This is a genomic window from Staphylococcus sp. Mo2-1 (genome assembly GCF_046721385.1).
GTDB lineage: Bacteria > Bacillota > Bacilli > Staphylococcales > Staphylococcaceae > Staphylococcus > Staphylococcus equorum_A.
The window spans coordinates 2,042,736-2,055,603 of record NZ_JBEUUK010000001.1; the positions used below are offsets into that span (position 1 = coordinate 2,042,736).

The 12,868-nt window shown below is 37.2% G+C and carries 19 protein-coding genes and 1 pseudogene; 2 read left to right on the top strand and 18 right to left on the bottom strand.

Translation table 11 applies throughout. The features are described 5' to 3' along the window. Positions 1–82: 82 nt before the first annotated feature. From ABLV95_RS10335 to ABLV95_RS10345, 3 genes are all read right to left on the bottom strand, one after another. Positions 83–841 carry an aggregation-promoting factor C-terminal-like domain-containing protein gene (locus ABLV95_RS10335; RefSeq protein WP_427706292.1) on the bottom strand — a complete coding sequence of 253 codons (759 nt, stop codon included), beginning with the start codon at positions 839–841 and terminating at the stop codon, positions 83–85. A gap of 530 nt (positions 842–1,371) precedes the next feature. Then, positions 1,372–2,415, bottom strand: coding sequence for a PTS transporter subunit IIC (locus ABLV95_RS10340; protein WP_460875543.1), 1,044 nt, complete (start codon positions 2,413–2,415; stop codon positions 1,372–1,374). Between the two features lie 202 nt (positions 2,416–2,617). Beyond that, complete coding sequence (locus tag ABLV95_RS10345) at positions 2,618–3,046, bottom strand: 6-pyruvoyl trahydropterin synthase family protein (protein ID WP_427706288.1); 429 nt, start codon at positions 3,044–3,046, stop codon at positions 2,618–2,620. 139 nt (positions 3,047–3,185) lie between these two features. Between ABLV95_RS10345 and ABLV95_RS10350 the strand changes: the two genes are divergently transcribed. Together ABLV95_RS10350 and ABLV95_RS10355 are read left to right on the top strand one after the other, a co-directional pair. Further along, positions 3,186–3,539: a DUF488 domain-containing protein gene (locus tag ABLV95_RS10350; protein WP_427706286.1), complete on the top strand. Its 354-nt coding sequence runs from the start codon at positions 3,186–3,188 to the stop codon at positions 3,537–3,539. A 13-nt stretch (positions 3,540–3,552) separates the two neighbouring features. Further along, complete coding sequence (locus ABLV95_RS10355; protein ID WP_427706284.1) at positions 3,553–4,206, top strand: DNA-3-methyladenine glycosylase family protein; 654 nt, start codon at positions 3,553–3,555, stop codon at positions 4,204–4,206. A gap of 407 nt (positions 4,207–4,613) precedes the next feature. Here the strand turns inward: ABLV95_RS10355 and ABLV95_RS10360 are convergent, their stop codons facing one another. The 15 genes and pseudogenes from ABLV95_RS10360 to ABLV95_RS10430 form a co-directional block, all read right to left on the bottom strand. Then, the gene (locus tag ABLV95_RS10360) at positions 4,614–5,195 is read right to left on the bottom strand and encodes a M23 family metallopeptidase (protein ID WP_277575653.1); all 582 of its coding nucleotides are present in this window, start codon (positions 5,193–5,195) and stop codon (positions 4,614–4,616) included. A 209-nt stretch (positions 5,196–5,404) separates the two neighbouring features. Next, positions 5,405–5,885 (bottom strand): annotated as a pseudogene (locus ABLV95_RS10365) (nucleoside hydrolase); the annotation flags it as partial. A 158-nt stretch (positions 5,886–6,043) separates the two neighbouring features. Beyond that, a complete protein-coding gene (locus tag ABLV95_RS10370; RefSeq protein WP_460875546.1) occupies positions 6,044–6,196 on the bottom strand; it encodes a hypothetical protein in 153 nt (50 codons plus the stop codon). Positions 6,197–6,218: 22 nt separating this feature from the next. Next, positions 6,219–6,404 carry a hypothetical protein gene (locus tag ABLV95_RS10375; RefSeq protein ID WP_460875548.1) on the bottom strand — a complete coding sequence of 62 codons (186 nt, stop codon included), beginning with the start codon at positions 6,402–6,404 and terminating at the stop codon, positions 6,219–6,221. 19 nt (positions 6,405–6,423) lie between these two features. Then, positions 6,424–6,669, bottom strand: coding sequence for a hypothetical protein (locus tag ABLV95_RS10380; protein WP_460875551.1), 246 nt, complete (start codon positions 6,667–6,669; stop codon positions 6,424–6,426). Next, positions 6,670–6,825 (bottom strand): hypothetical protein, encoded by a 156-nt coding sequence (locus tag ABLV95_RS10385; protein ID WP_423164879.1) that lies wholly within the window; start codon positions 6,823–6,825, stop codon positions 6,670–6,672. Between the two features lie 13 nt (positions 6,826–6,838). Next, a complete protein-coding gene (locus tag ABLV95_RS10390) occupies positions 6,839–7,027 on the bottom strand; it encodes a hypothetical protein (protein ID WP_460875554.1) in 189 nt (62 codons plus the stop codon). A 47-nt stretch (positions 7,028–7,074) separates the two neighbouring features. Beyond that, positions 7,075–7,302 (bottom strand): hypothetical protein, encoded by a 228-nt coding sequence (locus tag ABLV95_RS10395; RefSeq protein ID WP_460875556.1) that lies wholly within the window; start codon positions 7,300–7,302, stop codon positions 7,075–7,077. Positions 7,303–7,350: 48 nt separating this feature from the next. Continuing rightward, entirely contained in the window at positions 7,351–7,683 is a 333-nt protein-coding gene (locus ABLV95_RS10400; protein ID WP_460875558.1) for a hypothetical protein, read from the bottom strand. 278 nt (positions 7,684–7,961) lie between these two features. Further along, a complete protein-coding gene (locus ABLV95_RS10405) occupies positions 7,962–8,084 on the bottom strand; it encodes a hypothetical protein (RefSeq protein ID WP_230620705.1) in 123 nt (40 codons plus the stop codon). Between the two features lie 578 nt (positions 8,085–8,662). Next, positions 8,663–10,387: an N-acetylmuramoyl-L-alanine amidase gene (locus ABLV95_RS10410; RefSeq protein WP_460875560.1), complete on the bottom strand. Its 1,725-nt coding sequence runs from the start codon at positions 10,385–10,387 to the stop codon at positions 8,663–8,665. Further along, a complete protein-coding gene (locus tag ABLV95_RS10415; protein WP_460875563.1) occupies positions 10,387–10,689 on the bottom strand; it encodes a holin in 303 nt (100 codons plus the stop codon). The genes ABLV95_RS10410 and ABLV95_RS10415 overlap by 1 nt, the downstream gene beginning before the upstream one ends. Positions 10,690–10,872: 183 nt before the next feature. Beyond that, complete coding sequence (locus ABLV95_RS10420; RefSeq protein ID WP_460875567.1) at positions 10,873–11,280, bottom strand: DUF2951 family protein; 408 nt, start codon at positions 11,278–11,280, stop codon at positions 10,873–10,875. A gap of 16 nt (positions 11,281–11,296) precedes the next feature. Then, entirely contained in the window at positions 11,297–11,449 is a 153-nt protein-coding gene (locus ABLV95_RS10425; protein ID WP_460875569.1) for a hypothetical protein, read from the bottom strand. Continuing rightward, positions 11,433–12,842 (bottom strand): structural protein, encoded by a 1,410-nt coding sequence (locus ABLV95_RS10430; RefSeq protein WP_460875571.1) that lies wholly within the window; start codon positions 12,840–12,842, stop codon positions 11,433–11,435. The genes ABLV95_RS10425 and ABLV95_RS10430 overlap by 17 nt, the downstream gene beginning before the upstream one ends. Positions 12,843–12,868 lie beyond the last annotated feature (26 nt).

Sequence of the window (12,868 nt, forward strand, 5' to 3'; positions counted from 1 at the left end):
AAAGTATATAAAAAAAGAGCGACTCTTGTGAGTCACTCTCTTGATTTACATCACTAAATTTTATGATTTAGCGATATAAATCCTACCACCAACCGTGTGATGAACGGAATGCTAATGCCGCATCAATTGAACCGTAACGTTCTTTAGCGTAATTTAACATACCTTTAGTTTGAGTAGATACTGAACCAGTACCCCATGATTCTTTAGTTTGACCTAAACCACTGTAACCAGCTGGGTTAACAGCATTTGGGTTACCGCTTGATTCAGGTAATACGATAGTATTCCACATAGCTTCTGTACCACCAGCAGCTAAGAATTGAGCTTTAACTGATCCACCTGTTGCGGCAGCTGAAGTTTTAGCAGCTTCGTAAGTTTTAGTAGTTGTACTTGTTTGTGTAGTTTCAACTTTTGTAGTAGTTGAAGCTTTAGGAGCTGCAACTGGTTTTACGTCAACATTACTTGATTGTTGTTGCGTACTTACTTCGCTTGTTGATTTTTCGTTCGAGTTAGTAGTTGCTTGCGCGCTAACGTCTTGAGTTGTATTTGTAGAAACGTTAGAAGATGCAGTTTGAGCACCTGCTACATCATATTCCCATGACCATGATTGACCATCTGAAGTGAATGTATATTCATAACCACCTAATACGAAATCATAGTTGTATGCACCTGCGTGTAATGGCTTTTCATTTAATTCTGCAGCACCACTTTGTGCTAATTCAGCTAAATGCGCTTTGTCGATGTTTTCTTCTGAAGCGTGAGCTTGATTGTTGTCTGCTGTTGCCGCGTATCCTGTTACACCTAATGCTACTGCTAATGATGATGCTAAAATTGTCTTCTTCATAATTAAAAAATCCTCCATTTAAATCTTTTTAAGTAAAATTATATTTTCGTTAATTAAATTATCCTATGTGCTTCAAGCAATTAATTTTTATGTATTATTTTTTCGCCACAAATAATATACCATAAATTTCGGTCAATTATATTACACTAAGATAACAAAACGTTACAGATAAAGCTTCTCTTTGTAACATTGAAATATAATCGTTTTGTTTTGTTACGCTCTAAACAAATAAAATATACTTTTCATATACCTCTAAATGTTATTATATTGCGCTTTATATCAATTTTCTTACGAATTTTTCATATAGTCTGAAATATTACAAATCCATCTACTGTTATCAAACTGTAAAATTAAAATTCGACATAAAATTTATAATTTGGGGCGAAACTTGCAATTAATTTTGTCGAAATATAAAAAAAGACCACTGTTATGTGGCCTTTTAGATTATCTAAATACATTTTTAAAAAATTAATTTGTATGTTAGTTTATTACAAATCATTACTCGCTTCATATTCAAAATATATAACCTCTTATGCTAAGAATTTATAAATATTACTATCATATAGTTTTAATACCTTCATATAGAAAAGATTAATTAAATACCCCATAATAAATGGAACTACAAAGAATGTGATAAATACAAGTAATAAATTCATTAATATCGAGTCTTCCATAAATTTAAAGGCACTAATGGGTCCTACAAGTCCGATAATACCAAATCCGGCAGATTCTTTTGTACCTTCTATACCAATAAGTCCACCTACAAATCCTGTGATAAGTGCATTTGTAAAAATCGGTAATAAAATAATAGGATGTCTTACCATATTCGGTATCATCATTTTAACGCCGCCTAGAAAAATTGTGATCGGCACGCCTGGTCTATTCATTTTCATTGTTCCCGCAACAAGTGCACCTTCACACGCTACGATACCAAGCGAAGCAGAACCAGTTGCTAAACCACTTATACCTATTGCTAGGGCTGTAGCAACGGTGGATATCGGTGAAATAATTATGAAACTGAATGCAAGTGCAATAAGCATAGACATTAATATAGGTTGTAATTCTGTAAATGAATTTACCAGATTACCTATACCTGTAGTAATCATTTGTACGTATGGCAGTATGAGTACGCCTATAAATGCAGCCAAGCCTCCAACAATTGTTGGTAAAATAATTAGCGTTAAACTACCAAAACGTTCTCCTACTATTAATATAAAAAACACTGCAATTGCCGCAGTAATCATTGTATTGATTAAATCCCCAACGCCTACAAGCGTCCATACACCATCATTGAATTGTGCAACGCCACTACCAACAAATGCCGAACTTGCAACTACTGCTGTAGCTAACGGCGTTAGATTGAAGCGCATTGCAATCAATGCTCCTACAAGAAGTGGTACTGTAAATTGTATACTTTCTACTACTTGTAACATGGTTTCGAATATTGGATGCGTTGGTGAAAGAAATTTAAACAGTTCACCTAAAATTGCATTTGGAATCAGACCTGCAACAATCGCTATTGCTACACCTGATAATACATTATTTATAAATTGTTTCGGACTGATTTTCATCATAGCAGTTCCTCCTAAGTTGTAATAATTACTAATATATCATATTATCTTAATTTTCAGAATATTACTTTTGTATTTAATTTTTTAAAATAAGTCGGTAAAACAGCAAATAAAAAGCCAACAGATAACGATTAAGTAATCTGTTGGCTTTTCATTATATATTTAATTGGTATCTTATGATTTTTAGTTTCTTCCATAATAGCTTTTATTTTTCCATTAATTCAGAAGTTATGACAAGACCTTGTGTTTCAGTTTCAAAAAATTCCAGCTTTTGCAATTTATTATTTTTTGGTAATAAACTATCGAATTGTTCCCAAATCCAAAAAGCGATATTTTCAGCAGTAGTATTCATATCCGGCAACGTTTGATTCACTAATTTTCCATCTAGATAAGGCGCAATTTCTTTTTTATATAACTTATCAACTTCATTAAAATCCATTGCTAGACCGTAATCATCAATTGCAGATAAAATTTCAATGTTAAATTTATATAAATGATGCTCTAAATCTTTGTGGAATTTTTCAGTGAAATAAATACGATTGTCACATGTGAATTCATAATAGTTTTTTATACATACATCGTTATCTCGATATTTGAATTGTTGAGGTGGTTGCACATTATCGAAATTTGTCATTAAACTCCCTCCTATTCTACGCTTTGTATCTATATACCCTTTCTCATTCTTCTATAATTAAAATAACTATGTTTTTCTCTATTCACTATAGGTAATTAAGTATTATAAGAGGTTTTTATTTATAGAAAGGATGAATGGTATGACTATTCACATTCAAAGAATTTATGATAATGAACAAAAAGATGGTGTACGTATACTTGTAGACCGAGTTTGGCCAAGAGGTGTATCTAAGGAAGATGCAAATTTAGATCATTGGTTAAAAGAACTTGCGCCTACATCTGAGTTAAGAAAATGGTTCGATCATGATCCTAAATTGTACGCCGCTTTCAAAGAAAAATATGAAAAAGAATTACGTGAAAATGACGATCAGCAAGCAGCATTTAACGAACTTAAAGAAATCATAGCAAATACTAAAAAAGATATTATTTTATTATTTGCGGCTAAAGATGAAGCGCATAACCAAGCTGTCGTACTTCAAGACTTGTTAAAATAAGGTGATGTTAGAAATGACCACATGGGATATTCATGTACAAGATAACTGTGTTCAACAATTAATAAAAAAAGATGCAACATTAGCATTACTTATTAAAAAAATTGGGAATATCCAAATCAATATTCGTCCTGATCCATTAAAATCTTTAATTCGCTCTATAATAGGACAACAAATTACAGTAAAAGTGGCCGCATCTATTTTCAAACAGTTAACGGATGCTCTCAATGATGAATGGACAGTTGATAAACTGTCTGAAATCGAAGATACGCAAATGAGATCTTTTGGTTTATCTAAATCTAAAATTAATTATATTCATAATTTAGTAACACATATACAACATGGAAAACTAGATTTAGAAAATTTACACAAGTTAAGCAACGATGAAGTTATTCGTACGTTAACTGAAGTGAAAGGTATTGGACAATGGACTGCCGAAGTTTTTTTATTATTTACATTACAGCGTCCAGATGTTGTCCCTGTACATGATGTTGGCCTACAAAGGTCAGCGCAATGGTTGTACGATACAACTAAAGCGCAACGAAAAGCACAGCTTTCTTTATGTTCGGAACGTTGGGAGCATTGCGCTTCTATTGGTGCGTTCTATTTATGGGAAGCTATACATCAAGATTATTTAGCTTACGATTCCATACATGACATCAATGACTAATATGTATACAGAAAGCTTTGCCAACTGCAAAGCTTCATAATGTCGACAAAGTCTACGACTTTGTTGGCATTTTTTGTGCACGCTTTCCGCGGGCACAGCCTCAGCCTGTAGTCTTCGGCTAGTGCTTTTCCCGCAGGAGTCGGCCCAAATCACTGCCACTTTTTAAAATAATAATAATAATATAATCAATCATTGGTTGAAATTATGTAAAGACAAACGAAAATAAAATTGAATTTATAACTAAATTAGAGAAAAGATATTCCCTACATTTCCAATCATAATTAGCCATTGAAATTAATGAACAAAGATTGCCTCAAGGAAAAATATCTATAAAAAAACCAAATGCCTTTACAGCATTTGATTTGTCTACGTTCTGAGCTTTGGCAACATATTACCAAAGCTTTTTATTATTTTTTATATAAACTTTTTTCGCCATCAGGCAGTTTTTCTACAAATGATTTAGGATCTTCAGCATACGTATTACCAACGCCACCATTCATTCTTTGGAAATGAAGATGAGCGCCTGTAGTTTGTTCACCAGTATTTCCTGAAAGTGCAACGACATCGCCGGCTTGCACTTTGTCACCCACTTCAACCTTAAAATCATTTAAATGCATATACCACTGATGATACTGACCATTTGATTCCGAAATTTGTAAGACTTTCCCACCTAAGTCATTATTAAATGTACGTGTTACCGTACCATCTGAAGCAGCTTTTATAGGCGTATCTTCTGGTAAATGATAATCTATACCGTAATGTTTGCCATCAAAATTACTTCTCTCGTATTCACCAAATGTTTCTGTTTCTCTACTTCCATCAAATAACATGCTAAATGAGTTGTCACTATCTTCATCAGCCTCGTTACTACTTTCTTCAGTAAAAGTTTTATTCATACTGTCTTGAATGTCGTCTATGTTAATAATGAGTAGTGTTAACGGAACTATAATAATAATAAGTAAGACAATTGTTTTTATCGTATTTTTCACTATTCAAATCACCTTTAATATATTTAAGTTGTGATATATTAGTATACTTTTTATAGTTTTGATACGCTAATCATACAGCTTGGACAAGGCTCATACTTTAGTTTGACGTAACTAAAAAAGTCATCGTATATCGTTTATACAATGACTTTTTTCACTACTCTAATCTTATTTTAGATTACACTTCTTAAATTTTAAAATTACACATTGCATTAAGCACTATAACTTCCAAGCATATTTTCCATCAGTTTCCATACGCTTTCAACATCCACTGCAGTAGCAAAATAAGCATTTTTTTCTTTATCTGTAATATCATTTAAATCGACTGCCATCGTCCCATATGTAAGCGGACTTTGATGTTCAATATCTATGTGTGTATGTTGCATCGTAAACAAATCTGGTTGTAATAAATACAAGATAGTACAAGCATCATGTATTGGACCGCCATCCATATTAAAATGTGTTTTGTAAGTTGCTTTGAAAAACTCCAAAAGTTCAACGACAAATTTAGCAATTTGATTGTCGATTCGCTTAAATCGATTAATCACTTCATCCGTTGCCAATACTTGGTGTGTAACATCTAGTCCAAATACATTAATCGTCACTCCACTATCAAAGACACGTTTAGCCGCTTCAAGCATCTACCCAAATATTGAATTCCGCGTTAGGCGTCCAATTACCGAATAACACACCAAAACCCCCACATATGCCACGCCTGGCCTCAGCCCTAATTCAAATATAAAAATAAGAGCCTAACCTCATTTGAGGCTGGGCTCTTTTATTGCTCTTTTAGAATTTCGTCAGCATATTCATATAGCGTCATAGCTTTTTGAAATGTTACGTTTTCAAGTTTAACCTCGCCACGTCTCAACTTGCTTATAAGTGAACGCTGTAGGCCTGTTATAGCTTGTATTCTGTTTGCTCGGTACGTTTGACTCTAACACTTGATTTATACGCTCTGTGAGTCGCTGAGTAGTGTCTGTGTTGATTTTAGTATCAGTCATCGCCTACACCTCCTAGTCAATATTATTGTGTCCAGCCCTCGTCAAGGTCTAGTTCGTCTGCATGTTGTGTTGCATAATCATCTAGTTGTGACTGTAGTTCGTGTAACTCGTCTGCGTCAGCACCTTGACTTGCTCTTTTTTTCATATGTTTTATTAATCCGTTATATTGCTCCTGTATATATTGATTATCTGACATGCCTTGTTTCATGTCCTGTTTCTCTGTATTTTCATTCTCGTGTGATGGTATGGTTGCTCGGTGCTGTTTGTTCTACATTTTCAGTATTCTCTTGCTCTGCTGGCGCTGTCTGTTCATTATCAGTTTGTTGTGTTGGCGTTTCATTTAATTGGTTGTTCTGTTCTTTTGTTTGTGCGCTATCGTTGTCGTTTGGTTTAAGTTCTTTATATGCGTATACCCCTGTTAAGGTTAAGGCTATGATTACCGTTGCTGATATAAACCCGATGAAGAATTTCATTTACCCTATATCCTCCCATGTTAAGTTTAGCTCTTTCATTACTTCTTTGATTTTCTCGTCAAGTCTGTCTCTCGTTGCTGGGTCGTTCGACTCTTCCATAATCCCTAATAGGCTGAGAAGTAGCCCTGAAAATACTGTATGTTCTTTTTTATCCATTGCTTAACCCCCCCTAAAGTTGGTCGTAGTTTTCGCCTTTTTCAAACACTATTATGTCAGGGGCGTTGTTAAAATCTTTATAAACTATATAACCTCTTTTCTCAAGTTCATTGAGGTTTCTGTAATCCTCTCTTGTTACATTGTGCGGCTGTTGGTCTTGGTTTGCTACGGCCTTTTTAATTAATCTAATTAATTCATTCATTTTATTGCCTCCTAATTTGTATTTAGGGGCTGTGCGCCCCGTGTGTTTTATTGTAGTCTCTCTAGTTTCTTATGTACCTCTACAAGGTCAACCTCTTCTAGGTCATACTCATCTGAGTTGATTGTGTCCTCGTCCCAAAGCATATCGAAAGCTCTTTCGTCTATATCCATGATATTTTTTACTATCGTTCTGAAATCGCCGTTATATCCACAGCTATCAAGTGCCTTTGCGATTTTATCCTCTGCTACTTTAAACATATCTTGTAAATTAATCATATTATTTTAGCTCCTTTTTATTTAGTAGGGGCTGTGCGCCCCGTTTGATTATATTACTGTGTGTATTCTGTATCGGCTGCCTGCTACATCTGAGTCGTTCAGCATAGCTTGCAATAGACCTCTTTTAGTTTTGTATGTTTTAACAAGTTGCTCCTTACTGATTTGCATTTCTTGCATTTCTTCTAGTGTTGTCTCTTGTTCTATGAAAAGCGTTGACTCATAAATCTCATAGTAAGTCGTGCCGTCCTCTTCACGCTCTTGGTAATTTACTAAAGTCACTAGCGTGAAATCGAACTCATCTAATTGCAAGTAAGCCTTAACCTGAGTAAGTACGTCCTGTAATTCTTGGTTTGTGTAGTTTGATAAGTTTTTAAGTTTCATTTTATTCGCTCCTTTGTTTTCGTTTGCCTCTGTCTGCTACAGTTAACACTATAAATCATTTGTACCAATATTGCAACAGAAACCTTAAAATTTTTATTTTCTATCCATATATTTAAAATGTGCTTTCCTGATTACCTTAACTATTTCGGGGGACAATACTAATATAACGCATACAGCAATTGCAACAATCATGATATGTTGAAACCTCCCTGAGAATGTAATACAATAGGTCTTGAAAAAGGGTAGCCCCGAATTAACGGGACTAGGCAATAAGTGAATTACTTATCTTTGTTGTTTGGCTTTCGGTCTAGGTAACCGAGGTGCCACAATCTAAGTTGCTTTACTAACGCCGGTAGTCGTACTAGGAATACGATTGCTAGCGTTTTTATTATGTCCTCCACTTTTACACCCCCTTTTTCAAGAGAGTTTGTAAGGCGATTGATTACCTTACAAAATTCATTATACAGACTTTGTACCAATATTGCAACAGATTTTATACATTTTATGCAAAATTCCTGCGTTGCCACCCATTTTTAAGGTGGAAACTAGCCAAACCCCTTGCGCCCCTAAGTCTAAACCCTTGCGTTGCCCAAAAATCGCAAAAAATAATTCCCAAACTTATAAAAATACGTGTTAGGGAATAGCCTATGTAATAATACACTCTCTATATCCCCTATACTCTATTTTTTAACTCAATAGGAACTTTTATGGAACCAGGGCAACGATAGACCTGAAAGTCAACGGGCTGTTGGGGTTTACCCGTTGCCCAGGTTAGAAATTCAGGGCAACCGAACGGAACCAGGGCAACGCCTCGAATTCGAGATAATTTTTAGGGCAACGCACATATTTATGCACAAAAAGTGCCTATTTTGCATCTATTATGAATATATTTTGCATAAAAAAATAGGGCAAGCACAAACCAAAGTGCCTACCCTAAAACATAATATAGTATTAACAACCGATTAATTACGACAACACATTAAAAAGTTTCTTCAACTCTTAGGCGTTCGTGCCATACCCAGCCGTTATTGCTAGAGCTGTACACACGAGCCCAGCCATTTAAGATTTCAAATATATAGAAATCGTCATAGCCTGCTGGATAACTTTCGCTTGTGAGGTTCCGGCTGTAATTGCCTTTTTTGCCTGAACGTTTTGCAATCGTAGCGCCGTAATAGTCGAGCTTACCTCTAAACTTCGCCTTACGCCCCCATTTGATTGTAGCCGGTGGAATACCTCCCACTTTTACCTTGCTAGCTTTTTTCGCTTTCTCTTTTTGGCTAACTGCCTGCTTGTCAGGTTTGTCGTGTTTGCTGTCGCCACCTGCTGGCTTGAAAATCTCAGTAATACGCAAACGCTCATGCCAAACATAACCGTCATTGTCAGGGCTGTAGACACGAGCCCAACCGTCACGAATTTCATAGATATAGAAAACGTCGCCCTGACCATACTCTTCGGTAGTCAATGTCATTACATTGTTGTGGTTAGGTCTACAAATAGCAGCCCCTGCATTATCTGCAACTGCTTTGAAATACGCCTGATTTGACCATGAAAGATTTTTCGGAGGGATTGAGTTAAGTTTCAACGCTTTGCCTGATTTCGTCTCTTTAGGCTTAACTGTGCCGATGTCTGCTAGGTCGACACTGTCGTCAGCAAAGTCAGGGACGATAAAGTGTGTTAAACCTGAGTAATCATCTACTCTTAGCCTTGCAGGACTGTTTGCTAAAGTGTCAAAGTTCTGTTCAAGGATTGTAAATGAGTCTGTGCCTCCTGAGTTATCCCACACTAAGCCTGTGTGACCCCATCTGCTATATATGCCTTTAGTGTACACAGCAATTGCTGTAACAGGTGGGATATAGTCAGCTGTGTTTTCGACAACCTTCCAGCCTTTAGGCATAACATTGTTGATAAGGTCTTTCGCATTACCCCAGAACCTTACACCTTTTGTAACGTGGTGCACAAAATCAGTAATAACGTCAACACACTGATAAGCAAATTCTCCGTCAAAATCAATGTATTGACCTTTCATACTGTGCATGTACTCAATAGCCTCTTTAAGTTCAACGTGAGATTGAGGCGATTTTGTAGGTTTCTCTGATGTTGGCTCGCTCAACTCTTTTGAGGGCTCTTCTGAGCTATCTTTCACGCCCCCTATGTATTTGATAACCAATTTGTCTAAACTGCTTATGTTCCTGCTGTAGCCTGCGTGTTCGAGTAAGTTGCCAGGGTCAACTTTGCCCGCTTGTATATCTTGATGGCCTGGCATTTCTGTTTTGTGGTCAATCTTCCAATAGTCACAAAGGTAAGCCGGCACTCGAGCCAAATTATCGAGTGACTTCTTAGAGCGTACCTTATCTGTGAAATATGAGCCCTCAACGCCGAAAGCTACGTCGTTAGCGTCTGCACCATACCAGGCATTGTCCGTTGTTGCGTTGTAGAGCACGTGCCACGCTTTCTCTGTAACAGGTATGCAAATGATTGCCTCTTTGTCATCAACAAAGATGTGAGCACTTGCAACAAGCGCCCAATCAATATTATATGAGTTTCTGTAATAGTCTACGTTGTTCTGTGCTGTAGTGTTTAAGTTACCTGTGTCATGTGCCACTGCAAATGCTGGTGTTCCTGATGTTAACTTTTGGCCACTACGTCTTGTTCCGATAGGTAGCAACTCATAGCGTACAGGTACGCCATTCCATTTTTCTGTCATTACTTAACACTTCCCCCACCAATATTAGTATTCTCTTTCGTTCTACCGTCACGTTTTTTGAATGTTTCCCATATGCCAGTGGCCATAAGTCCACTAATTAAACCAGCTAACAATCGACCACCGAATGACAACTCTGTAACGATTTCAGGAATGAAAACAGTGACGCCTCCAATAACTACACCGATAAGCATAGACAGTGCGGGTATAATTGTTTTTGGCACACCTTTAATTCTTTTGAATACCTCTGTTATTGCTATTGTTAAAACTGAGATTACCCCAGCAAATGCGATTATCTGTTCCAAAATTTGCCTCCTAAATATAATTAAAATAAAAAGGCCACTGCCTGACAGGCAATGACCCAAATCTCAACTAACACTCGTAACCGAACCACATGCAAGTTAAGAATGAACCTGCGAAAATTGCGAATTTAAACGCTCTAGCTTTCATCATGATAAACACCCCCTTTCAAAGAGTCGCTACGCCTATCAGAAAAGCATTTGAATAACTGCAATCATAAAAGAGCCAATCAGAGGCACAGCAATACCAATGACCCATCGGCGCTGTGATTTAATCTCTTTTCGGCTCTCGTCCCTCTCTTTTTTATGGGCTGTAAGTTCATCATTAAAACGCTCAAGCGTTAAACTAATTTCTTTGTTAACAATTTTCTGCTCGAACTGCCCCTCCTTGACTACGTCTAATGAGTTTCTGACATTATCTGAGCTCTCTTTTTGAGATTGAAAATTGCTGTCTATTTTTTGGTCAATACGGTTGAAATAATCCTCGATTTTTTGGTCGAGTTTCCTGTCTTGATTTCTCAAATCTGTTATTTCACTGTCTTTAATACGTTTCAGCTCAGTTTCTACATTTGTGAGCCGTGAGTCAATACTATCCATTTGGCACACCTCTCAATTAATCATCGTCATGTTCTAACTGTGATTTGTATGCCTCTAGCTCTTTAGTAGTTTCTACTAACTGAATATGTAAGTTGATAGATTTTTGCATTTCTTCCTGCAATCTCGCCATTAACACTTGTTCACTTATACTGTTATTGTTTTGTTCCATAAACTTTAGCCTCCAAATTTTCTATTTTTTGCTGTTGTTCTCTAATGATTGGTAGTAGATGAACCCAAAGCCTGTCATACTCAATGCCCTCAACTTCGCCGTTCTCGTTACGAACAACATGCTCGTTGAGCCCTGCACTTTCAACCTCTTCTGCTATTAGGCCTACATGTCTGTCTAGCTTGAAAGCGTCAGCACTGCAAACGCCTTTTACCTCACACTCTTTTGCTGTTATTTCCGACTCTTCTTTATCAAACCAATGGCGAACGTCAAGGTTTAATAAGTTCCTAGAGTGGGCGAGTTGTTCTTTTTCAGTCTTATATTGGTTTTCTATGCTCAGTTTGTATTTACTAGCTGATGTAGCACGGCCTAACGTGCCGTAACTTGTAACATAAACGTTGGCACTGCCTGAATAAGTCCTGTTATAAACAGTAGGAGAGGCCACCCTGTCTTTTCCGTCACTGCCGACTTTAAGCAATTGAGGGTGGACGATATTCAGATATTGGTTTCCGTCACGTCTGCTGACTGTGTTGAAATTACCATAACCAGCCTCAATCGAAGTCCCTCCACCTGTGCTGTATGAACTGTCAACAACCTCAAGCCTTGAGTAAGCTCTGCTAAATCTCAGGCCACTTGCATATGTGCCTGTGTCTTGTCCTCCGAACATGATATAGCCGTCTCTGTATTCCCTGCTACTTGCAAGACTGAAAGAGAATGTGTTGTCGCCTAACAGACCTGTGTCAGGGCGAACATATATGTTTGAGTTTGTGCTTTCTAAGTTGACTGAGCCACCCCCAGCAACCATGACTCTGTTTTTATAACTTGTGAGAGCCGCCACACCCCCATAAGAATTTATAGTGATACCATTCGCCCCACTCGGGCTATAGGTTTTGTCCCACCATGCAATTGTTCCTGATGAGTTACCTGGTGCGTCTAAATATTCGCCTGTTTGGTCTACATAAGTAGATATGCCAAACTCGGACATGTACAGTGAGCTCTGAGTTGAGTTATTCCTAAACCTTATGTAGCCATTTTTTAAGCTGGTAAATACGTTTGATGTCGTAGTTTCGCCTCGCCACATTCTTGTATAGGTACCGTTCAACCTCAATTCATCGTTTTTCATAGATATGTATTTGTCGCCATCGCCTCCGACAACATTGACAAGGTTTGCGTCTAGCGTGCCACCTCTTATATAATCAGCGTTTAATGCCCCTGTCGTAATCAGGTTAGCGTTTATGGCTCCACGAGTAATAGCATTGTGGAACGTGTCGCCTCCATCTTTACTGACACCCAAGCCACTTGAATTTAACAGTGCCACATAGTTCGGGTTGCTTTTATCTACAGCAACAATGCCTTGCTCACTGAACGTCAGCTCACTTGAGGTTTTCTGTAGCATTTCAGTCGCCTCATTGATTGCTCTAG

What these genes read in the sequence shown, in the direction of transcription:
- ABLV95_RS10340 (WP_460875543.1), bottom strand. Translation starts at nt 2,415, where the DNA reads ATGATGAAAATCAGTCCGAAACAATTTATAAATAATGTATTATCAGGT.
- ABLV95_RS10380 (WP_460875551.1), bottom strand. Translation starts at nt 6,669, where the DNA reads ATGAAATTCTTCATCGGGTTTATATCAGCAACGGTAATCATAGCCTTA.
- ABLV95_RS10425 (WP_460875569.1), bottom strand. Translation starts at nt 11,449, where the DNA reads ATGGAACAAAACAATAACAGTATAAGTGAACAAGTGTTAATGGCGAGA.
- ABLV95_RS10345 (WP_427706288.1), bottom strand. Translation starts at nt 3,046, where the DNA reads ATGACAAATTTCGATAATGTGCAACCACCTCAACAATTCAAATATCGA.
- ABLV95_RS10420 (WP_460875567.1), bottom strand. Translation starts at nt 11,280, where the DNA reads ATGGATAGTATTGACTCACGGCTCACAAATGTAGAAACTGAGCTGAAA.
- ABLV95_RS10385 (WP_423164879.1), bottom strand. Translation starts at nt 6,825, where the DNA reads ATGGATAAAAAAGAACATACAGTATTTTCAGGGCTACTTCTCAGCCTA.
- ABLV95_RS10370 (WP_460875546.1), bottom strand. Translation starts at nt 6,196, where the DNA reads ATGACTGATACTAAAATCAACACAGACACTACTCAGCGACTCACAGAG.
- ABLV95_RS10375 (WP_460875548.1), bottom strand. Translation starts at nt 6,404, where the DNA reads ATGAAACAAGGCATGTCAGATAATCAATATATACAGGAGCAATATAAC.
- ABLV95_RS10400 (WP_460875558.1), bottom strand. Translation starts at nt 7,683, where the DNA reads ATGAAACTTAAAAACTTATCAAACTACACAAACCAAGAATTACAGGAC.
- ABLV95_RS10355 (WP_427706284.1), top strand. Translation starts at nt 3,553, where the DNA reads ATGACCACATGGGATATTCATGTACAAGATAACTGTGTTCAACAATTA.
- ABLV95_RS10390 (WP_460875554.1), bottom strand. Translation starts at nt 7,027, where the DNA reads ATGAATGAATTAATTAGATTAATTAAAAAGGCCGTAGCAAACCAAGAC.
- ABLV95_RS10410 (WP_460875560.1), bottom strand. Translation starts at nt 10,387, where the DNA reads ATGACAGAAAAATGGAATGGCGTACCTGTACGCTATGAGTTGCTACCT.
- ABLV95_RS10430 (WP_460875571.1), bottom strand. Translation starts at nt 12,842, where the DNA reads ATGCTACAGAAAACCTCAAGTGAGCTGACGTTCAGTGAGCAAGGCATT.
- ABLV95_RS10350 (WP_427706286.1), top strand. Translation starts at nt 3,186, where the DNA reads ATGACTATTCACATTCAAAGAATTTATGATAATGAACAAAAAGATGGT.
- ABLV95_RS10395 (WP_460875556.1), bottom strand. Translation starts at nt 7,302, where the DNA reads ATGATTAATTTACAAGATATGTTTAAAGTAGCAGAGGATAAAATCGCA.
- ABLV95_RS10335 (WP_427706292.1), bottom strand. Translation starts at nt 841, where the DNA reads ATGAAGAAGACAATTTTAGCATCATCATTAGCAGTAGCATTAGGTGTA.